Source organism: Vibrio sp. Vb339 (genome assembly GCF_902751245.1).
GTDB classification, from domain to species: Bacteria; Pseudomonadota; Gammaproteobacteria; order Enterobacterales; family Vibrionaceae; genus Vibrio; species Vibrio coralliirubri.
On record NZ_CADDIS010000001.1, the window covers coordinates 1,652,588 to 1,674,909 of the forward strand.

18 protein-coding genes are annotated in these 22,322 nt (G+C 44.8%); 11 read left to right on the top strand and 7 right to left on the bottom strand.

Annotated features, from left to right (window positions below; all coding sequences use genetic code 11):
* The first annotated feature begins 3 nt into the window (after positions 1-3).
* Entirely contained in the window at positions 4-1,101 is a 1,098-nt protein-coding gene (locus tag HRQ85_RS07215) for an extracellular solute-binding protein (protein WP_172379164.1), read from the top strand.
* Between the two features lie 109 nt (positions 1,102-1,210).
* On the opposite strand, the gene yejF is transcribed toward HRQ85_RS07215, so the two are convergent.
* The 4 genes from yejF to HRQ85_RS07235 are packed head-to-tail and all read right to left on the bottom strand — an operon-like array spanning position 1,211 to position 6,884.
* Positions 1,211-2,824, bottom strand: a complete 1,614-nt coding sequence (gene yejF / locus HRQ85_RS07220) for a microcin C ABC transporter ATP-binding protein YejF (protein ID WP_172379165.1) — start codon at positions 2,822-2,824, stop codon at positions 1,211-1,213.
* A gap of 9 nt (positions 2,825-2,833) precedes the next feature.
* Complete coding sequence (locus tag HRQ85_RS07225; RefSeq protein ID WP_048608646.1) at positions 2,834-3,856, bottom strand: ABC transporter permease; 1,023 nt, start codon at positions 3,854-3,856, stop codon at positions 2,834-2,836.
* A 31-nt stretch (positions 3,857-3,887) separates the two neighbouring features.
* Positions 3,888-4,976: a microcin C ABC transporter permease YejB gene (locus HRQ85_RS07230; protein ID WP_004730359.1), complete on the bottom strand. Its 1,089-nt coding sequence runs from the start codon at positions 4,974-4,976 to the stop codon at positions 3,888-3,890.
* Positions 4,977-4,988: 12 nt separating this feature from the next.
* Positions 4,989-6,884 carry an extracellular solute-binding protein gene (locus tag HRQ85_RS07235; protein ID WP_172379166.1) on the bottom strand — a complete coding sequence of 632 codons (1,896 nt, stop codon included), beginning with the start codon at positions 6,882-6,884 and terminating at the stop codon, positions 4,989-4,991.
* Between the two features lie 337 nt (positions 6,885-7,221).
* Here HRQ85_RS07235 and HRQ85_RS07240 point away from each other — a divergent pair, with 337 nt between their 5' ends.
* Positions 7,222-8,265 carry an endonuclease/exonuclease/phosphatase family protein gene (locus HRQ85_RS07240; protein ID WP_172379167.1) on the top strand — a complete coding sequence of 348 codons (1,044 nt, stop codon included), beginning with the start codon at positions 7,222-7,224 and terminating at the stop codon, positions 8,263-8,265.
* 115 nt (positions 8,266-8,380) lie between these two features.
* Here the strand turns inward: HRQ85_RS07240 and HRQ85_RS07245 are convergent, their stop codons facing one another.
* The gene (locus HRQ85_RS07245; RefSeq protein WP_172379168.1) at positions 8,381-8,977 is read right to left on the bottom strand and encodes a porin family protein; all 597 of its coding nucleotides are present in this window, start codon (positions 8,975-8,977) and stop codon (positions 8,381-8,383) included.
* Positions 8,978-9,405: 428 nt separating this feature from the next.
* Here HRQ85_RS07245 and HRQ85_RS07250 point away from each other — a divergent pair, with 428 nt between their 5' ends.
* The 8 genes from HRQ85_RS07250 to HRQ85_RS07285 all read left to right on the top strand — a co-directional run bounded on the left by HRQ85_RS07250 (position 9,406) and on the right by HRQ85_RS07285 (position 18,894).
* The gene (locus HRQ85_RS07250) at positions 9,406-9,720 is read left to right on the top strand and encodes a winged helix-turn-helix domain-containing protein (protein WP_172379169.1); all 315 of its coding nucleotides are present in this window, start codon (positions 9,406-9,408) and stop codon (positions 9,718-9,720) included.
* A gap of 199 nt (positions 9,721-9,919) precedes the next feature.
* Positions 9,920-10,339: a D-ribose pyranase gene (gene rbsD / locus HRQ85_RS07255; protein ID WP_017060853.1), complete on the top strand. Its 420-nt coding sequence runs from the start codon at positions 9,920-9,922 to the stop codon at positions 10,337-10,339.
* A 99-nt stretch (positions 10,340-10,438) separates the two neighbouring features.
* Entirely contained in the window at positions 10,439-11,944 is a 1,506-nt protein-coding gene (gene rbsA / locus HRQ85_RS07260) for a ribose ABC transporter ATP-binding protein RbsA (RefSeq protein ID WP_009844906.1), read from the top strand.
* A complete protein-coding gene (rbsC, locus tag HRQ85_RS07265) occupies positions 11,941-12,927 on the top strand; it encodes a ribose ABC transporter permease (RefSeq protein ID WP_172379170.1) in 987 nt (328 codons plus the stop codon). Before rbsA ends, rbsC begins: the two co-directional genes overlap by 4 nt.
* 127 nt (positions 12,928-13,054) lie before the next feature.
* Positions 13,055-13,933, top strand: coding sequence for a ribose ABC transporter substrate-binding protein RbsB (gene rbsB, locus HRQ85_RS07270; protein ID WP_017058470.1), 879 nt, complete (start codon positions 13,055-13,057; stop codon positions 13,931-13,933).
* 221 nt (positions 13,934-14,154) lie between these two features.
* A complete protein-coding gene (rbsK, locus tag HRQ85_RS07275) occupies positions 14,155-15,099 on the top strand; it encodes a ribokinase (protein WP_172379171.1) in 945 nt (314 codons plus the stop codon).
* A 112-nt stretch (positions 15,100-15,211) separates the two neighbouring features.
* Positions 15,212-16,213: a substrate-binding domain-containing protein gene (locus tag HRQ85_RS07280; RefSeq protein WP_048613455.1), complete on the top strand. Its 1,002-nt coding sequence runs from the start codon at positions 15,212-15,214 to the stop codon at positions 16,211-16,213.
* A gap of 221 nt (positions 16,214-16,434) precedes the next feature.
* Positions 16,435-18,894 (top strand): CHASE3 domain-containing protein, encoded by a 2,460-nt coding sequence (locus HRQ85_RS07285; RefSeq protein ID WP_172379172.1) that lies wholly within the window; start codon positions 16,435-16,437, stop codon positions 18,892-18,894.
* Between the two features lie 85 nt (positions 18,895-18,979).
* Here the strand turns inward: HRQ85_RS07285 and HRQ85_RS07290 are convergent, their stop codons facing one another.
* Together HRQ85_RS07290 and HRQ85_RS07295 are read right to left on the bottom strand one after the other, a co-directional pair.
* On the bottom strand, positions 18,980-19,771 hold the full coding sequence (locus tag HRQ85_RS07290; RefSeq protein ID WP_172379173.1) for a carbon-nitrogen hydrolase family protein: 792 nt from the start codon (positions 19,769-19,771) through the stop codon (positions 18,980-18,982).
* A gap of 162 nt (positions 19,772-19,933) precedes the next feature.
* Complete coding sequence (locus HRQ85_RS07295) at positions 19,934-20,356, bottom strand: lysozyme inhibitor LprI family protein (protein WP_172379174.1); 423 nt, start codon at positions 20,354-20,356, stop codon at positions 19,934-19,936.
* A 345-nt stretch (positions 20,357-20,701) separates the two neighbouring features.
* Here HRQ85_RS07295 and HRQ85_RS07300 point away from each other — a divergent pair, with 345 nt between their 5' ends.
* Positions 20,702-22,273: an EAL domain-containing protein gene (locus HRQ85_RS07300; protein ID WP_172379175.1), complete on the top strand. Its 1,572-nt coding sequence runs from the start codon at positions 20,702-20,704 to the stop codon at positions 22,271-22,273.
* Positions 22,274-22,322 lie beyond the last annotated feature (49 nt).

Below are 22,322 nucleotides of genomic sequence, written 5' to 3' on the forward strand. Positions count from 1 at the left end.
ACAATGAAAAAAACTCTACTAGCAGCACTACTTAGCGCCACAGCATTTTCTAGCTTTGCATACGATGTAAACACAATGACGTGGGATGAAATTGAAACTCAAGCGAAAGAAGAAGGCTCAGTAACTTTCTCAGTTTGGTATCTTCAACCTGGTTTCCGTAAGTTTGTAAAAAGCTTTGAAGAAGAAACGGGCATTAAAGTTCGTATCCCTGAAGGCACTCACGATGGTAACCGCAACAAGCTTCAAGCTGAAAGCCGCCGTGATGAAGGTTCTATGGATGTAGTGGCTCTTGGTCCAACAGCATTGAATACGTTCAAACTAGAAAACACTCTTCTAAATTTAAATAAGCTTCCAGAAATTCAAAAGCTGAATCAAACAGCAGAAGGGATCAACTCTAAAGGTTATGGCGTGACCTTCTGGGGCAACCAAACTGGCCTTGCTTACGATCCTAGCCGTATCAAAGAGTCTGATTTACCACAGACCTTTGAAGAAATGGAGAGCTACATCAAAAGCAACCCAATGGCATTTGGTGTAAATGATCCAAACGGTGGAGGAGCTGGTCAGCGCTTCATCGAGTCAAGCATTCGTCACCTATCAGGCGAGTTCGATATGACAGAAAAGCTTGATAAGAAAGTCGTAAAATCGTGGGCACAAACTTGGGATTGGTTTCAAACGAACGAAGAAGATATGCTAATCACAGCGTCTAACGCAGACAGCCTTACACGTATCAACGATGGTGAAATTACACTTGCACCTGCATGGGAAGACCACCTAGCGGGTCTACAAAAGCGTGGCGCGATTACTGATCGCATCAAGTTCTACATCCCTGAATTTGGCATGTCAGGCGGTGGTAACTTCGTAACAGTGGCTAAAAACAGTCAACATCAAGCTGCATCTCTAGTATTCATTAACTGGTTAACATCAGCAAAAACGCAAACGGCACTAAACGCAGAGTTTGGTACAGCGCCACAGCACCCTGAAGCAGACTCTTCTAACGCGCTGATCTCACAAGATATGCGAAACAACTCAACCGAACCGTTTAACTCTGAGTACAGTTCCTACCTGAAGAAGCAATTCACTCGTAATGTACTGATGCGTTAAATTAAATCTTAACTACTAATGCTCGGCCTTACACCAGTAGTTAAAACAAAAAAGAACGATATGTTGAGTATCGTTCTTTTTTATTAAGCACCGTAAAGTATGAATAAAATCAGCTTATATTTGATAGCGAAACTAGCTGCTTGGTGTATTCATGCTGCGGATTACCAAATAAAGTCTCAGTGTTGCCCTTCTCTATTACCTCGCCAGCTTTCATCACAATGGTGTAATGACATAGGGATTTCACGACATTCAAATCATGGCTGATAAACAAATAGGTCAGGCCATATTTTTCTTGAAGTGACTTCAGTAAATCCAGTACTTGAGCTTGAACGGTTCTGTCGAGTGAAGATGTTGGTTCGTCTAGCAAGATAAACTCTGGCTTTAAAATCAAAGCACGAGCAATCGCAATACGCTGCCTTTGGCCGCCAGAAAACTCATTTGGATAACGGTGACGAGTTTCAGGATCGAGGTCTACCTCTTTCATTACGTCACAGATGCGTTGGTCGAGTTCGTGCTCATCCAATTGTTGGTGCACTAACAAGCCTTCACCAATCACTTGCGCGACCGACATTCTTGGGTTTAGCGCAGAAAACGGGTCTTGAAAGACCACTTGCATACGGCTTCTAAACGGAAGCATCTGTTTTCGATCTAAACCTTGAAGCTGTTCACTCGAGTAGGTAATTGATCCTTCACTATCCACCAGCTTGAGTATCGCCATACCGGTCGTCGATTTACCAGAACCACTTTCGCCAACTAAACCGATTGAGTGCCCTTTCTTCAAAGTGAACTCCATGTCGGTCACAGCTTTAACATGAGAAATGGTTCGCTTGAATAAACCACCCGTGATCGGGAACCAAACACGAAGTTGATTTACATCGAGTAGCGGTTTGCTTTCGGGTGACACAGGAACGGGCAAGCCTTTCGGGTCAGAGTTGATAAGCTTTTGCGTATAAGGGTGAGCAGGCGCATTAAACAGGGTATGACAGTCGTTACTTTCAACCAAGCGACCATCTTTCATTACCGCTACTCTGTCGGCAATCTTACGAACGATACTTAAGTCATGAGTGATAAAAAGCATCGCCATACCGAGTTCTTGTTGCAGGTCTTTTAACAGATCGAGGATCTGCGCTTGTACCGACACATCCAATGCAGTTGTCGGCTCGTCAGCGATAAGCAGCTCAGGTTCATTGATGAGTGCCATTGCAATCATCACACGTTGACGTTCTCCACCAGATAGCTCGTGCGGATAGGCTGAAATCTTTTGCTCTGGGTAGCGAATACCCACCTTGGATAGCCACTCTATCGCCAAGGCTTGCGCTTTATTGGTTCGCATACCACGGTGAATCGCGAGGGTTTCAACAAGCTGTTTCCCAACTCGATGAAGCGGATTAAGCGACACCATGGGTTCTTGGAAGATCATACCGATGCGACCACCACGAATCCCGCGCAGTTGTCTTTCAGAACAACCCAGAATGTCGGTGCCAGAGAAGTTAATCTTACCATTCAAGTAATGCGACGAGCCTTTAGGCAGCAATTTCAATACTGAATTGGCGGTAACCGATTTGCCTGAGCCACTCTCCCCCACCAGCGCTAATGTCTCACCTTTGTATATCTCCAACGAGACATCATGAGTCACTTGTTCTATCGAATCTTTTCGCCCGAAACCAACCGACAATTTGTCGATGGTCAAAACTGGAGAAGCAGGCGTTGTATTTGAAGTCATAACCTATCCTTACTTCTGTTGATGTGGGTCGAAAGCATCACGTACCGCTTCACCCACGAAGACCAGTAACGTCAGCATCAGAGAAAGCACGACGAAGGCAGAGATGCCAAGCCAAGGCGCTTGTAAGTTAGCCTTACCTTGCGCCAATAGCTCGCCCAATGAAGGTGAACCCGCAGGAAGACCAAAACCTAAGAAATCTAACGACGTTAATGTGGTGACCGAGCCTGAAAGGATAAACGGCATCATGGTTAACGATGCAACCATCGCGTTGGGTAGCATGTGACGAAGCATAATACGTTTGTCATCAACACCCATCGCTTGCGCGGCTCTTACATAATCAAAATTTCGGCAGCGCAAGAATTCAGCTCGGACAATCCCAACTAAACTCATCCAACTGAATAGCACCATAATTCCGAGCAGCCACCAGAAGTTCGGCTCGATAAAACTCGATAGAATGATCAACAAGAACAGGGTGGGCATGCCCGACCAAACTTCAATGAAGCGCTGACCAAACAGATCCACCCAACCACCGTAGTAACCTTGGGTCGCCCCAACAACCACACCAATCACGCTCGATACAATCGTCAGAATAAAGCCAAATAAGACAGAAATACGGAACCCATAAATGATACGAGCTAATACATCTCGCCCTTTATCATCGGTTCCTAGCCAGTTCACTGAATCAGGCTCCGACGGCACCGCGCCTGAAATATCAAAGTTTATCGTGTCGTAGCTAAACGGAATGATTGGCCACACGATGTAACCGCTGTCTTCAATGAGTTCGATAACATACGGGTCTTTGTAATCCGCTTCGGTTTCAAACTCGCCGCCAAATTCGGTCTCTGCATACTCATTAATGACAGGTACAAACCACTGATTATCATAAGAAACCAAGAGTGGCTTATCGTTGGCGATGATCTCGGCGAACAGGCTCAGTCCAAACAGAATGGTAAATATCCACAGGGAGATAAAACCACGCTTGTTTGCTTTAAAACGTAACCAACGAGCTTCAGCTAAAGGGTTGTTAAACATTTATTATCAATACCTTTTTATTCATTCGCCATTAACGCGCTTCAAAATCAATTCGAGGATCAACCCAGGTATACGTCAGGTCGGAAATAATGCTCAGCACCAAGCCAAGCAAGGTCATGATATAGAGAGAGCTGAACACCACTGGGTAATCTCGCTGAATGGTCGACTCAAAACCAAGTAGACCGATGCCTTCGAGTGAAAACATCACTTCAATCAACATAGAACCCGTGAAGAAAATACTAATAAATGCACTCGGGAAACCCGCAATAATGATCAACATCGCGTTACGGAAAACGTGCTTGTAGAGAATGCTGCTCTCGTCCAAACCTTTCGCTCGCGCGGTCACCACATATTGCTTATTGATTTCATCAAGGAAGGAGTTTTTGGTCAGCATGCTCAGTGTGGCAAAGCCACCGATAACCATCGCAAAAATAGGCAAAGCTAAGTGCCAGAAGTAGTCGCCAATTTGTTGATACCAGTTGAGCTGGTCGAAATTACTCGACACAAGACCACGCAATGGGAACCAACTGAAGTAGTTACCACTCGCGAACAAAATAATCAGAATGATCGCAAACAAGAAGCCCGGCACCGCATAACCGACAATCACCACCGCACTCGACCAAATATCAAAGCGAGAGCCGTGATGTATCGCTTTCATGATGCCCAATGGTATCGAGATCACATAGATGATTAAGGTGCTCCACAACCCCAAGGAGATGGAAACAGGCAGTCGCTCGATGATCAAATCAATAACGTTGCCGCCCTTAAACAGGCTTTCACCGAAGTTAAAGGTCGCGTAATTTTTCAACATGTCGAAGTAGCGAACATGAATCGGCTTATCAAAACCAAACTGCTTTTTGATCTCTTCAACCACTTCAGGATCAAGCCCACGAGAGCCTTTATAACCACTCGCAGACGCTTGGTCACTTTCGCTTAAATCAACTTCTTGCCCACCACCAGAAAAGCGCTCCATGATGCCAGAGTTGTGCCCTTCTAATTGAGCAACGGCTTGCTCTACCGGACCTCCAGGCGCAATCTGGATGATGAAAAAGTTGATGGTGATGATCGCCCACAGCGTGGGGATCACCAACAATAAACGTCGAAATATATACGCGGCCATGCTAACTAACTCCTAGCGACGTTTTTCAGGAAGCAATGCCGCCTTCTCTTCTGAAATCCACCATGTATCGATACCTAAATCGTATTTAGGCAATACATCTGGACGCTCAAACTTGTCCCACATTGCTACGCGATATTCACCAACGTGCCATTGCGGGATGTTGTAGAAATTCCACTGCAATACTCGGTCCAGTGAACGACCTAGAGTAAGAAGCTTTTCAGGATGCTGTTGGTTACGCGCAATTTCTTCTGTTAACGCGTCAACCACTGGATCGATAACACCTGCAGTATTGTAAGTAGAATCAATGTAGTTAGAGTTCCAAACGATCATTAAGTTCGGGCTAGGATAAGGGTTTGCGGAAAATGACGACGAAACCATGTCGAAATCACGATCACGTAAGCGCTTGATGTACTGAGTCGTATCGATGGTACGGATCTTCATCTCGATACCCATACGCTTAAGGTTCTTTTGAACCGGCGTTGCGATACGTTCCGTGGTTGGGCTGTAAATCAGCAACTCAAATGACATCGGTTTGCCCGTCTTTTTGTTGGTCATTACTTTGTCTTTCAGCACCCAACCCGCTTCTTTCAATAATTTGAAAGCCGTGCGCATTTGGCTACGAATACGGCCGCTGCCATCGGTGACGGGTGGTTGGAATTCTTCAGTAAAAACTCGCGGTGGAATTTGATCTTTGTATTGAGACAACAACTCGACTTCCGCTTCGCTTGGTAAGCCTTTCGCTTCATAGTCGGTGTTTTGGAAGTAGCTACGAGTACGCTTGTACTGACCATAGAACATGTTCTTGTTCATCCACTCAAAGTCCATCGCGTAGGTTAACGCTTCACGCACTTTAGGGTCAGAGAACACAGGAGATTGAATGTTGAAGACGAAACCTTGAGTCGTTTCAGGCTTCTCGTGGTTAATCTCTTCTTTAATGATGTAGCCTTTATCGAAGTTCGCGCCCGTATAAGAGTTGGCCCAGAACTTAGCCGAGTTCTCGGTTCGAAGATCGAACTCCCCTGCTTTGAAGGCTTCCAGCATTACCGTGTCGTCACGGTAGTAATCGTATTGCACCTGCTTGAAGTTATTACGGCCAACGTTAACTGGTAAGTCTGCTGCCCAATAGTTTTCATCTAGGCCGTAGGTAACACTTTGGCCTGATTTGTAGCTGATGATCTTATAAGGACCACTACCGACTGGTGGCTCACTTAGAGGCTCAGACAGTTTTCTGTCTTTCCAGAAATGTTTCGGCAATACACGAGTGCTTTGCGCGAAGCTGAACAGTTTTTCGCGGTTTGGACTGTTCATTTCAATACGAACAACCAAATCAGAGACCGCTTTTACTGACTTAATCTCTTTGTAATACACACGATACTGAGGCACGCCCTCGGTTGAGAACTTGTCAAAAGTGAAGGCAACATCATGCGCGGTGATTGGCTCGCCATCTTGGAATTTGGCATTTGGGTTGATGTCGATTTCCATCCACGTGAAATCACTGGCGTAGCGAACCTTTGAAGCGATCAATGGATAGTACGCATCAATCTCGTCACTCGGAGAAAACATCAAGGTATCGTAAATCTCTCCGGTATAACTTGCAGCAACGCCGCGGGAACCGAATCGATTAAAGCTATCGTACGTACCTATACTGCCATAGGTCACTTTGCCCTGCTTTGGCGCATCAGGATTAACGTAATCGAAGTGAGTGAAATCGGCTGGATATTTTGCTTCACCAAAACCAACCAGTTGTGTGGTTTCAATAACGGTGACAGCAGGAGTGGATTGGGTATCAGAAGCGTAAGTAACGGAGGGTTGTAAAGCAATAAGCGGCAACATGATTGCACATGACTTCAATTTAAACCTGAAAAACTGAGTGCGTTGCGAGGCTTTGCGTCGAAAAACTGTTCCCATTTGACTCTCCCTTCAAATGTCATGAATTCTATATTCAAGTTGATTTATCGGCTTTGAATGCATGCCGTTAAATCAAGTATAGGTTCAAATCTAACATCATGTAATAACTAATAAAACCATCAGCACTCTATCTCTGACGGTTTATTTACAATTAACTCGTCACCGCTCGAAGTTATTGGATGCAGTGAGCTTTGATTGCTCTAGCCTGAATGGCACAAGCCTCCACGGCTTAGATTCCTTTGGTTGGCTTCTAAAGTGAAATTTAGGCTCTAAATAATCAACAAACTATACTTTTACTGGAGTATCCTTGCTGCATAGGTCTAAATGGAATGACACTTTGAACAAACCAAACCAAATAACATTCGCAACGTTCAACCTTCTGAACTATCTCGAGCCACCGAATGCTTATTATGATTTTGAGAACATCTACAGCTTCGAAGAATGGCAGAAGAAGCAACATTGGATGGAAGAAGCGATTAGTTCATTAGATTGTGATGTGATTGGCTTTCAAGAGATATTTAGCCCTGAATCTTTGCAGCGACTCATGAAAGAGTTGGGCTACCCATACTTTGCAGTCGTCGATAACGCGCACGTTGAAGACGATTACTTGTACACCTCCCCTGTCGTTGGTATCGCATCCCGCTACCCAATTGAAAATGTGCAGCCTGTGACACCCGATTCGACGTTACTGACAGCGTTCAACCTTGACGACAAATTCTCATTCAACAGAACACCTGTTCACGCGACGATTACATTACCCCATTTAGGTTCAACCGACTGTTATGTGGTGCACTTCAAATCACAACGTCCGACAGAACCAAAAGCAGAATCTGTCGATGCGGACAACACTCAGCAAGGTGCAAAACCACAAAGTGACACGCTCACTCGTTTTCACCAAGAACAGCTTGGCTCTTGGCTATCCAGTGTCCAACGCGGTCTAGAAGCTCAGATGCTGCATCAATACATCACCAACCAACGCTACCAAACCGAGCAACCTGTTGTGTTGATGGGTGACTTTAATAAACCTCTGTTTAATGATGAGTTTAAAGGGCTGTTGAGTTGCTCAATCAACCGAGACGAAAACAGCAAGCATTGGCTATCCCACTTTCGATTGAAAGACAGCTGGGATCTTTATCATCAACTACATGAAGAAGACTTGCTTGAACAGCGTAAGCCAACCCATTACTACGGCGCTTCTGGGTCTGTACTGGACTACATTTTGATGTCGAACGAGTTTGATTGTCAGAACTCTTCAAGCTTAATGGAGATCTCTAGCTACACAGTGTTAGACCATCACCTCATCAATCCAAGCTTCGAGCATGACCAATTCAGTACCGACCATGCCATCGTGTCTGTCACCGCTCATATTCGTGAAGCCTAGAGTTATACATAAAAAAGCCGCAGTCAAAAACTGCGGCCTTCCACTTTAGTTAAACGGGTTGAGCCAACCGACGCCCCATTTAGAAACCGATTTACCGTTTAGCAAAGTGTGAAACTTAAAAGTTGTATGTTGCGCCAAGGTAGAACGAATCGATCACGAGATCTTTATCACTTTCAAAAGCTGAATCGCTCTCAATCACAAATGCATCCGCTTCATAACCTAACCTAAAGCTAACGTTTCTAGCCTGTTTCGGTGTGTACTCCACTCCGAAACCATAGCGAATACCCTCACCACTATCGTCATCAAGCACTGGCAGCGACTGGTCTAAATCAATCGTCGACAAGCCAATGATGCCAAAAGGGCGAATTCCATTGTCAAACGTGTAACCTAGATTAGCACTGATCGAAAATGCAGTTGGAGACCAAGTGTAAGTAGATCGGTTTAATGCATTTTTTGCAACAACGTCACCATAATTCGTATATTGAGCCTCTAGCGCGACGATGCGATTAAATTGGTATCCAGCAATTATCTTATATGTCTCGTCTTCTGCATCAACAGTAATTGGAATTAAAGAGTCCTTATAAAGCCCGCCATCATCAATACCAGATGTACCGATTGCACCGCCTAGGTAAAAACCACTGTCTGCTGCCATTACATTGTTTGCTGCAAATGCTGACATCATCGCGATGCTTAGAATAAATTTGTTGTTCATTACTGCTTAACCTTACTTAGTGCAAATCAAGATTGTTACGCCTTCCTGTGCTGCACAATCTTGTTAGAGTTATCCGACACCCCGTCGAATTGGCAAGCAGGTTAATCTCACAGAAAACAAAAAAATAAATAAAAACATAATCACTTTGTAACTTCAGCCAACATAACCAGTAAAAACCAAATAACTCACTGAATAAACTAGAAATAAAAACCTGTCATTTATTCAGAATAACCTTCCCTCTATTTTTCAAACCATCCCATTTTTAGATTTTATTCTCATGAGCTTACGCAGGCTTACTTTCAAGCGTGGTGTGATTTTGCATAATCCGCCCACTTCGACCATTAGCACACTTAAATAGTTACCCGCTCGAACAGCAGACCAGTTTTGCTCAATCTCCACAATTCAGAATAAGACGAACAGAAAACACGATGAACCACACAATAGACCTCAACGGCTTAATCATTGATATCGACGCTCGAACGATTACCAATCAGCAAGGAAACAAAATCACTTTGCGCCCTCACCTATTAGCAGTGCTCTGCTTATTATTGGAAAATGTGGGAAGACCGATTTCAAGAGAGCATATTGTTGATGTGTGTTGGGACGGGCAACTCTCGTCACCGCATGTTCTTGCTAACGTCGTCTATAACCTGCGCAATGTGTTCGCGCGATTAAGAGCACAAAACGTCCATATCATTACCATCAGTAAGTTTGGATATGCGCTATCGATTGAACCCACATAAAGGATTTATGCAATCAATGGCGGTGACTAAGATCACCAAAAAACGCCCCATCGAAACGTTTCGATGATCATTATCACACTCTAAAACAATCAAACGTGCAAATGATAAATCAGACACTATTATCACTATCGAAACGTTTCGATGGCTTTTCTTGAGTTGTCCTCAACCCATCAAGCGTTATTTTTCGATAGGTCGTGATATGAAAAAAAGTACTCTAATAAACTCTGAACTCTCTTACCTAGTGGCGACTCTTGGCCACACAGATGAAATCACGATTTGTGACGCGGGCTTACCAATTCCAGACCACGTAACTCGTATTGATCTTGCTTTAACTCACGGTGTCCCAAGCTTTCAGCAAACGGTAAAAACCATGCTGGATGAATCTCAAATCGAAGGTGTTGTGATTGCAGAAGAGTTTGCGAAAGTAAGCCCAGAACACCACGCAGCACTGATTGATTTAATCAAGACAGAAGAAGCACGTTGTGGCAAATCGCTTTCTATTACTTACATCACTCATGAAGAATTCAAGCAGCGAACGCATGAAAGCCGTGCAGTGATTCGCACAGGTGAATGCACACCATACGCGAATGTTATTTTCCAAGCTGGCGTAACCTTTTAGCTCAAGCAAAACGCAACGACAGCTCAGTGTTATCACTGAACCAAAACAATGCATAGACAGAACAATCAAATACAACTGGCCCCGAGTAAAGGAACCGACATGACTCAAGCCATTTTAGAACTTAGCTCAATTGAGAAAGCCTTCCCTGGTGTTAAAGCACTGGATAAGGCAAGCCTCAACGTTTACCCAGGACGCGTAATGGCGTTAATGGGTGAAAACGGTGCGGGTAAATCAACGCTTATGAAAGTGCTTACAGGTATCTACCACTTGGACGGCGGCACTATCGCCTACCAAGGAAAACCTGCTGCATTTAAAGGGCCACGTGATTCTCAACAAGCAGGCATTAGCATCATTCACCAAGAACTGAATCTAATCCCTGAATTGACCATCGCCGAGAACATCTTCTTAGGTCGTGAAATCACAGGCACCATGGGTCGTATCTTGTGGAACGAGATGTACCAAGAAGCAGACAAGCTACTTAAACGCCTTAACGTGAAACACAGCTCGAAAACACCTTTAGGCCAGTTGAGTCTTGGTGAGCAGCAAATGGTAGAGATCGCGAAAGCCCTATCGTTTGAATCTAAAGTCATCATCATGGATGAGCCAACCGATGCGCTAACCGATACCGAGACTGAATCTCTGTTTAAGGTGATTAACGAACTGCGCGATGAAGGCTGTGGCATTGTTTACATCTCTCACCGTTTGAAAGAGATCTTCGAGATTTGCGATGACATCACAGTGCTTCGTGACGGTAAGTTCATTGGTCAGTGTGAAGTAAAAGACACCGACGAAGATGGCCTAATCGAAATGATGGTTGGCCGTAAGTTGGACGAGCAATATCCACGTATCGGCCAGAGCCACGGTGAAACTTGTCTTGAAGTGATTGGCCTGACGGGTTCTGGTGTTCACGACGTGAGCTTTACGCTAAAACGCGGTGAAATCCTGGGTGTATCTGGCCTAATGGGCGCAGGTCGTACCGAGCTGATGAAAGTGATTTACGGTGCCCTTCCAAGTGAACGCGGCGTCATCAACCTAGAAAACAAAACCATCAACCCTGTAAGCCCGAAAGACGGCTTGGCCAATGGCATTGCTTACATCTCTGAAGACCGTAAAGGCGATGGCTTGGTGCTTGGGCTTTCTGTTAAAGAGAACATGTCTCTTTGTTCACTTGACCTACTAACAAAGAGCGGTCAAATCCAACATAAAGACGAAGTGATTGCAGTTGATGACTTCATCAAGCTATTCAACATCAAAACACCGACTCGCGAACAGATTATTGGCAACCTTTCTGGTGGTAACCAACAGAAAGTGGCTATCGCTAAAGGCTTGATGACCAAACCAAAAGTACTGATTCTCGATGAGCCAACGCGTGGTGTCGATGTCGGTGCTAAAAAAGAGATTTACCAACTCATTAATAAATTTAAAGCCGACGGCATGAGCATCATCTTAGTCTCATCTGAAATGCCAGAAGTATTAGGAATGAGTGACCGCATCATGGTGATGCATGAAGGCCGTGTAAGCGGTGAATTTGATGCTAAAGAAGCAAACCAAGAATTATTACTGGCGTGTGCGGTCGGTAAAAAGATCAACGAGGACGCAGCATGAGTACTAAAACCATGAGCAAAACAACTGAAGCTCCAAAGAAAAATCCATTAATCAGCAAAGAATGGCTGATTGATCAAAAGTCATTGATTGCTTTGATCTTCCTGATTGTTGTCGTTTCTTTCTTAAACCCGAACTTCTTTACTGTCGACAACATCCTGAACATTCTGCGCCAAACCTCGGTTAACGCAATTATCGCTGTAGGTATGACGCTGGTTATCTTAACCGCGGGTATCGACTTGAGTGTTGGCTCTGTACTGGCACTTTGTGGTGCATTCGCCGCCAGCATGATTGGCATGGAAATCCCAGTGATGATCGCAGTGCCAACCGCTCTTGTAGCCGGTGCAGCATTGGGTGCTATCAGTGGTGTGATTATCGCCAAGGGTAAAGTACAAGCCTTCATCGCAACGCTTGTAACCATGACTCTATTGCGCGGCGTGACCATGGTTTACACCGATGGTCGTCCTATCTCGACTGGCTTTACAGACACAGCAGACGCATTCGCTTGGTTCGGTACAGGCTACGCAATGGGCATCCCAGTTCCAGTATGGATCATGGTCGTGGTGTTCGCAGCGGTATGGTACCTACTTAACCACACTCGCTTTGGTCGCTACGTTTACGCTCTGGGTGGCAACGAATCAGCAACTAGACTATCAGGCATCGACGTAGACAAAGTAAAAATCGGCGTTTACGCAATCTGTGGTCTGTTAGCAGCCGTTGCAGGCATTATCGTGGCATCTCGTTTGTCATCGGCTCAACCAACCGCAGGTATGGGTTATGAGCTAGACGCTATCGCAGCCGTAGTTCTTGGCGGAACAAGCTTAGCCGGCGGTCGTGGTCGCATCATGGGCACATTGATTGGTGCTCTGATTATCGGCTTCCTAAACAACGCCCTAAACCTATTAGACGTATCTTCTTACTACCAGATGATTGCAAAAGCAGTGGTTATTCTTCTGGCGGTATTGGTCGACAACAAAAACAAATAAAACCTATTCACATCCTAGGTTAATACAAGTAACACCCTGTTTTACCTTAAAATATTAGAATCTATAAATAATGTAACTACGAGCTAGGACTCACCTCCTAGCTCACCCTACACAAAGGACTTACACCATGAAAAAATTAGCGACTCTTATTTCTGCTGCTCTTCTTTCTACAACGGTATCTGTGTCTGCACAGGCGCAAGATACAATGGCAATCGTTCTGTCTACATTGAACAACCCATTCTTTGTAACCATGAAAGATGGCGCAGAAGCGAAAGCGGAAGAGCTAGGCTACAAGCTTATCGTTCTTGATTCTCAAAACGACCCAAGCAAAGAGCTTTCGAACATTGAAGATCTAACCATTCGTGGTGTTAAAGCAATCCTGATTAACCCAACGGATTCAGATGCAGTATCTAACGCTATTCGCATTGCTAACCGCTCAGACATCCCTGTACTAACGCTAGACCGTGGTGCAAGCCGTGGTGACGTAGTGAGCCACATCGCTTCTGATAACGTAATCGGTGGTGAAATGGCAGGTCACTTCATCATGGAAAAAGTAGGCGAGAAAGCGAAAGTAATCCAACTTGAAGGTATCGCTGGTACTTCTGCTGCTCGTGAACGTGGTGAAGGCTTCATGAACGCAGTAAACGGCAGCGACCTTGAGCTTCTAGCAAGCCAACCTGCTGATTTCGACCGTACTAAAGGTCTGAACGTAATGGAAAACTTGCTTGCCGCTAACCCAGACGTACAAGCAGTATTCGCTCAGAACGATGAAATGGCACTAGGCGCACTTCGCGCAGTTCAAGCTTCAGGTAAAGAAGTGATGATCGTTGGCTTTGATGGCACTGAAGACGGCATCGCAGCAGTTAACCGCGGCCTACTTGGCGCAACAGTTGCACAACAACCTGACCTAATCGGTTCTCTAGGTATCGAAATGGCAGACAAAGTACTGAAAGGCGAAACAGTAGACGAGTACGTACCAGTACCTCTAAAAATCATCGCTAAGTAATCGTTACTAAGTAACGCGATATAAAGCAGGGGTCCCCTATCCCCTGCTTTGCTTAGCTCATTAGCTCATTAGCTCACTTACTTAACATAAAAGCATAAACCCGACAGTGCATCGCTGTTTCTCATTCCGCCGCTAACAAGCGAGCAATCAACGTAATGTGAATTAACGTAATGAGAAAGACCCATGCATTTTCAAATACGATATATCATAAGGCTCGTATCATGACTCAACTGATTGTTTTAGGTAGCGTTAACGCTGACCACGTACTGCAAGTTCCTTCGTTCCCTCGTCCGGGTGAAACCTTGATTGGCGGTAACTATCAGGTCATCCCTGGCGGTAAAGGCGCAAATCAAGCGGTCGCTGCTGCGCGATTAAACGCAGATATTGGCTTCATCGCCTGTGTTGGTGACGACCCATTTGGCATCAACATTCGTCAAGATTTTGCTAAAGACGGCATCAACATCGACGGCGTGATCGTTGCAGACAACACGCCTACTGGTATCGCGATGATCCAAGTATCAGCAACCGGCGAAAACAGCATTTGTCTTTCTGCGGAAGCGAACGACAAGCTGACTTGCGATCAAATCGAGCCGCACCTAGAAAAGATTCGCGGCGCTAAATACCTGCTGACTCAGCTTGAAACGCCAATTGAAGGCATTGAATACGCTGCGAAAGTAGCAAAAGACAATGGCACGCAAGTGATTCTTAACCCGGCTCCTGCTCGTCCATTATCGGATTCACTGCTTGCTTGTGTTGACGTGATTACACCGAACGAAACTGAAGCAGAAGTGCTGACCGGCATTACCGTGACGGACAACGCGTCTGCTCATCTAGCTGCGTTGGCTCTGCACGCTAAAGGCATCGAAACAGTAATGATCACGCTAGGCGCGAAAGGCGTTTGGGTGAGTCATCGCGGTCAAGGCAATGAAGCTAGCGAAGGTGAATTAGTCGCAGGCTTCCGTGTTGAAGCAACAGACACAACTGCCGCTGGTGACACTTTCAATGGCGCATTAGTCACAGGCTTGCTTGAAGATATGCCACTAGAGCGTGCGATTAAATTTGCCCACGCTGCAGCTGCTATCTCTGTGACACGCTTTGGTGCTCAAACCTCGATTCCAAGCCGTGCTGAAACAGACGCGTTTTTAGCAGAGCAACTGTCTGCTTAGTTGATTTTTGCGGTTAGCCTTAAGATTCGTTAACAACAAATTAGAAGCATAAGCCCCTGTTTTCAGGCAGAATATCGCCCAACGTGGAAGGTTATTCCCACAAGGATTTTTTATGGCAACAATGAAAGACATCGCACGGCTCGCAAAGGTTTCGACTTCTACCGTGAGCCACGTGATCAACAAATCACGCTTTGTCAGTGAAGAGATTGCTGAGCGTGTTAACAGTGCGGCTAAAGAACTTAACTATGCGCCTTCTGCATTGGCTCGCAGCTTGAAAATGAAGCAAACCAAAACCTTGGGAATGCTAGTGACCACATCCACCAACCCATTCTTTGGCGAAGTGGTGAAAGGTGTCGAACGTCGTTGCTACGAAAAAGGCTACAACCTTATCTTGTGTAACACCGAAGGCGATAGCGAACGCATGAAATCCTCTATCGATACCTTGCTGCAAAAGCGTGTCGATGGCCTGATGCTAATGTGCTCAACCCTTGAAGGCGAACATATCGATGTATTCGAGCGCTACCCAGAACTGCCTGTTGTGGTAATGGACTGGGGCCCTATGTTGTTTGCGAGCGATAAGATCCAAGACAACTCGCACCAAGGTGGCTACATGGCAACTAAGCACCTGATTGATAACGGTCATTCTCAAATTGGTTGTATCACAGGACCACTGCACCGCAATCAAGCTTCGTCTCGTTATCAAGGCTTCAAGCAAGCAATGGAAGAAGCCAATTTAGAGATCAACCCTAAGTGGATTGTTGAATCCAACTTTGAATGTGACGGTGGTTTTGACTCTTATCAGACATTGAAAACTCGTGGCGAAATGCCGTCTGCCTTGTTCGTCAGTAACGATATGATGGCGATGGGCGTGATTCACGCTGCGGCGCAAGATGGCACATCGATTCCGAATGATCTGTCTATCATCGGCTACGATGACATCCACCTGTCGAAGTACATGACACCCGCGTTAAGCACTGTCCACCAGCCAAAACATCGTTTAGGTAAAGCCGCAGTGGATACGCTTTTGAGCAGATTACAAACTCCAGATGCTTATCCGCAAGTCGTTGAACTTGAACCTACTCTTGTTGAACGAAGCAGCGTAAAAGCGCTTTAATACTCGCCACACTCATCACACCGTTGAAAGCTAGCTTATTGAGCTAGCTTTTTTGTCTTTGAAACATAATAACGCCGCTTAATCGCCCCTAAAATGCCGTTAATATGCGAAACTTACACGCTAAAGTATGTATTTACGCACTCAGCAACTATTTGCGCACTTAACGACTGATTATCATCTACACTAACAGTGAATAACAACGACATGGAGAGCGCTGTTTTATGATCGCGGGTTGGTTTGACAATATATCCCTACAGAAAAAGCTATTAGTCAGCTTTTTGATTCCTATCGCTTTGATGCTTATGGTGGCTTTTTCTGTCCATGAAAACACCCGAACGGTTGTAAAAGACAATAGTTGGGTTGTACACACACATAAAGCCATCGCTCGGGCTCAAGAGCTTCTCAGCTTAACAGTCGACATAGAAACGGCTGAACGTGGTTACTTGATCACGGGTGATCCTGTTTTTTTAGAACCCTACCATTTAGCTCTTGATGTATGGCCTCAAAAACTCCAAACCCTTGCGAATCAAGTGAGTGATAACCCACCTCAAGTAGAACGCCTATATAGAATCGATGATATTCATAAAACATGGCTGAAACAGTCTGGAGAGAAAGAGATCAATCAACGCAGCCTTGTCAATAAAGGCGAAGCTGAAATACAAAGTGTCATCGACCTCACTCAGCAGCAAACCGGAAAAAAATTGATTGATGAGATCCGCCAAGAGATTGCTCAATTCATTGAAATTGAACAACAACTTATTATTCTCAGGGTCGAAAAATCGGAGAGCTCAGCCAATCAAACCAGCTACATATTAATCCTCGGAACACTGTTTTCCGTGTTCATATCACTCCTTGTTGCTGCGTGGGCGTCAAAGCGTATTAATCGAAGATTACACACCCTACTTGAGGCCACTAACCAAGTTGCCGCTGGCCATTTGGATCAAGGTGCTGCAACTCTGGAATTGAGTTCGAATATAAACACCCAAGACGAAATCGCTCATCTCAAACAAAGTTTTCAAAAAATGACAGCCAATTTGATCAGTAATGACAGTGAAATGAGAGCGAAAACTCAGGAGCTAATCGCTGAACGAACCAAAGCTGAGGCCGCAGTAAAAGCTAAGGGCGATTTTCTGTCTACTATGAGCCACGAGATCAGAACGCCAATGAACGGCGTTCTTGGAATATCTCAAATCATTGCAAGCCAGACCCAAGAACCCGAAACAAAAGAGAACATCAACATCATTCTCGATTCTGGTCACCACTTGATGACGATACTCAACGACATTCTGGACTTCTCAAAAGTCGAAGAAAACAAGCTTGAGCTAGACGTGGCTCCCTTTAACTTTGTTCAAGTCATGCAGCCTGTATGCAGCGCCCTAAAACCCTTAGCCGATGAAAAAGGCATTCGCCTGTTGATCGAAAATAACATACCGAAAAACATCCAACTCGTCGGAGACTGTGCAAGGCTACGTCAAATCATGTTCAACTTGGGCGGCAATGCGACCAAATTCACCAAAGAAGGTCATGTGTCCATTCAAGCTGACCTCAATCGCCCCAACAACCAGTTGATTCTGACCGTGACAGACACCGGGGTTGGTATCCCGAAAGATAAACACGAGCAGGTATTCAATTCGTTCGAACAAGCCGACACTTCCACAACAAGGAAGTTTGGCGGAACAGGGCTTGGCCTCGCAATCGTCAAGAACCTAGTCAACCTCATGAATGGAGAAATCACATTAACCAGTGCTGTTGGGCTTGGCACAAAATTCCAAGTCTCTCTGCCTATCACATGGCAAGAAAGCAAAGCGAAAGACATCGCAACTCATGTAGTCGATGCAGAAACCCTCAGTTATGACTCGTTAAGTATCCTGTTGGTGGAAGATAACCGTATTAATGCCATTGTTGCACAAGGCTTCTGTGAAAAACTCGGCCATCATGTCGATCATGCAGAGAACGGAAAATTGGCGATTGAACGCCTCAAAACCACTCAATATGACCTTATCTTGATGGACAATCATATGCCTGAAATGAACGGGGTCGAAACAACGCATCACATCCGCGAAAAACTGAAACTCGATACCTTGATATTCGCTTACACGGCCGATGTATTCCGTGAGGCGCATGACAACTTTATTCAGGCAGGTGTCGACCATATTCTGACCAAGCCTCTGCAGCAAGAGAGTTTCTTCGACGCCCTACAACAGTTCTCAAGTCGATTACCGAAACAAACCGCAGCCGAAGGTTCGAGTGAGAATGAAAATATTGTCGAGCTTCATCGTAAGCCTATTGAAACGTTAAGGTTAACGGAAGAAGAGATCAGCCATTCAGAAGTGATACACATACTGAAAGACGACACGGAAGGGTTCAGCTTACTTATCGACTCGACCATTATTGAGTTCGAACAGTCGGTTGACCGTGTCATCGAATACTATTTAGCGAAGGAGTTGGAGCCACTTTGTCGTACCCTGCACTCCATTAAAGGCATGTCGCTAAACTTAGGTCTTAACATGCTTTCTAAGCAGGCATTGGAGCTAGAAGTCGAAGCCAAAAATCAACAATTGCCGGATATTGAACGACTGCAAAAACTGCTCAATCGCCTTATGGTCAATATCCATCAAGCTCAGCGGATGAAAAACGCCCATTCCGTCGAGCATCTGAATCAAATCAACGATCAAGCTTAAGAACGCTTCATTCCCAAACTAAAACGCAAGGCTAATCACCTTGCGTTTTTCGATCTAATACCGCGCTAGTCTCTGTTCTAGCGATTTAACGGTTTAAGAGAGCGGTGATTTGCTGCATCTCATCTTCAACATCAACACCATTGTATTGCGGTGCAATCGATAGATCTTGAATACTCACGGTTTCTATAGATTGCTTTTCGTTAAGTTGAGTCACTAACTCCCCTTTGGGTGAGTAGACTCTGCTTCCACCACAATAAGTCGCGGTAAACGCATCAACCACATCCTGCCCAACCCGATTACACGTCACGACATGACACCCCTCTTCTAAAGCCCTTGCTTGAGCAATAGCAAAGCTGTGCTGGCCACCGAAGTTGGCAGGGTGAAGAATAACGTCGACCGACTGATACTCTCTCATGATCTCTGGGAACCAAATATCGAAGCAAATCGCGATACCAAACTTTAAGCCTTTGTGCTCAAACGTGAGGCGTTCCTCCCCTCTCGAGAAATACTGCTTATCAAATTTGGTTTGACTGATTTTTCTGTATTTGTGTCGTAAACCTGAAGCATCCACAACCACCACGCTGTTGTAATAATGGCCGCTATCTTTCTCGGCCATGCCTGCAACAATCAAGGTGTGATGCTTCGCTGCAAGCTGCGTTAATGAATCAATCGTAATGCTGTCGGTGAAGTCTTCAGCCAATTCATGAATTTCTTCAGCCTCGTTAAAAATATACCCAGTAGTGAACAGTTCAGGCAGTAAAGTAATATCCCCGACTGACGGCTCCGCTTTCAAAAGATCAGAGACCGAATCAATGTTCTTTTGTTTGTTTTTGTATTCAACTTCAAGCTGAATAAGGGTGATACTGACATTATTCAAAATCGAATCCTTGCTAGGTAAAACTTCAAACTGTAATGCTTCAAGCTGGAGACTAGAAACTAAGAACTAAGAACGAAAGAGTAAGGCAATCCCCGATCGCTTTCTTATTCGCCCGCCAAAGGTTGAAGCAGGTGCACAGTCCTGTACGTATTTTAAACCTGCCTACGGCGCTAATTTAGGCTCTGGTAAAACCGGAGGCGTGCTGTCCATATAAGTTAAGAAATTCACCCACACCTCATGCGTGCGCTGCTTGGTTAACGTCGTCTTGCAGGAAAGCGCCATAACCCCTCGAATAGAACCATCACGCCATTGGGTGTAAACAGAGTCGCAATGTGCTGTCATGTACGCCTGCCAGCTATCCTGAGCCTTCTTAATTGATGCCACCAGCTCTGCATCATAAGCATTGTGCTCAAAGCTGGCTGCAAGGTATTTATCCAGTTCCGCTTGGGCGGATTCCAACTCAATTGCCGCACACTGATTGATCTCGATGGTATTCATCGCATTCTCGCAATCAACAACACCGTCATCGGCCAACGCAGAGAATGAGAAGCACACCGCTATGAGTGCTGATATCAGTTTTTTCATAAACATCCCTTATGCTGTCACCACCAAAACGAATCGTGTCGTGACTTTATTAATTTAAACATGGCTCAATATTCAGCTCATTCAGTTCATTCAGCTCGGCCAAATAACAACAAAACTTATCAGGATATAAGCATTTGTTATCCGCATGAATCATCAAAAATGACGCCTCGATAACTCAAATAAACGAGATAACATCAAGATTTTGCTGGTAAAACTGGAAAACATATTATTTATATCAATAATTCGTGCCTGCATTCACAATATTAATTATTTATATTGCTACATAATCGTTAACTTTATAAATTAAATCGAATGCTCACATAAATCGGTAACGCTTCTCCAACTATGGATATCAAGTACCAAAACATTGCCAAGACTTCATTTTACTTTGCCATCTCTTTCTTTTTTTCCATGGCAATGCTCATTCCTTTTACACCGTATCACTACCAAACATTAACCGAAGACACATCAAGGTTAGTCGAAACCAGGTTAGAAGGGATCCAATCAAGGTTCGACCGTTTTTTATCTGAAGTTAGACCTGAACAGTCTTGCGACGCGATCGTTAGACAGCTTCGACAAAACGTTTTTGAAGCCGATTGGGTAAAAGAAGCAGCGGTATTCAATAAACAGAACCGGTTTTACTGTTCAACCACCGATGGTGACGTTTCATTTCGCCTATACAGCGCCATCAGGCAGCGGCTCAATGACGACCCGAATTTAACTACCCTGTCGTATTCCAACTCGGCCATCACACAAGTTCAGTCCATCATGCTCATTTTCTCGAACAAAGAAGATGCCGGAGTGAGCCTGATGATTCCGCCACACTTCATCTATGACCTTGTTGAAACAAATCTTAGCAACCATGGAATACAGGCCAAAGTTGAAGTGATCAAAAGAGATATCCACCCTACCGATATTGACTCATCAATCGCCAAGGTGCGGATACAATCAAACACCTACCCGTTGACCATCACCTCATACATTGGGTATCAGTTTTATCTTCACTTCATGTTGAGCTATTTATGGTTTGGCTTTTTGATGGCCGGAATTACCACCATAATTCTCCTTTCCATCAAGCATAAAAAGCAGAGCCAACGGAGCTTAGAATATTCGCTTTCAAGTGCGCTAAAAAACCAACACCTTCATGTTCACATGCAGCCTATCGTTAACCAAAACACTAACGAGATTGTCGGCTGTGAGTCACTATTACGATGGAACGACCCAATTGAAGGTAACGTCTCCCCTGCTATTTTCATTCCGCTTGCTGAAAGCTTAGGCTTGATTGAGGAGCTCACCTACTTCGTGCTGCGCAAAGTATTGATGACGTTGAAAAGCAATCAAGACGTGTTCGAATCAAAGTACATCAGCGTCAACATCAGCCGCAACGTTGTGTCCAACAGTAACTTCTCTAACAAGGTGATCAGCATATTTAAAAGACACCCTGAGATCCTCAAGCAGGTGGTTTTCGAAGTAACCGAAGATGGTGAATGTTCTGATGCCGACATGGTCAAAATTAGAGACAACCTAACCAAGCTATCGAACATGGGCGTAAGAGTCGCGATTGATGATTTTGGTACAGGCTACGCAGGGTTAGATTTCGTAAGACAGTTCCCGTTCAGCATTCTCAAGATCGATCGCGTATTCGTGAAAAACATATCCGACGAATCCAGCTTTGGTCTCCCTCTGCTAGAGTCCATGCTTCAACTATCACGCACCTTAGGCATGCAAGTCATCGTCGAAGGTGTCGAGTATGAGTCACAAGTGAAAATCTTATCTAAGCTAGGTGTCGACTATATCCAAGGCTTCTATTTTTATAAGCCGATGCCGATAAACCTGACTATCAGCTTACTCAAGCAACAGCATTTTGAGTCCGATAGCGTTGAGGAACAAACCAACCAGACATTTCCTGTTACATAAGGCACTGAAAAACTGCGAAAGAAAACGCGAAGGCTCTGGGTCTCCTTTG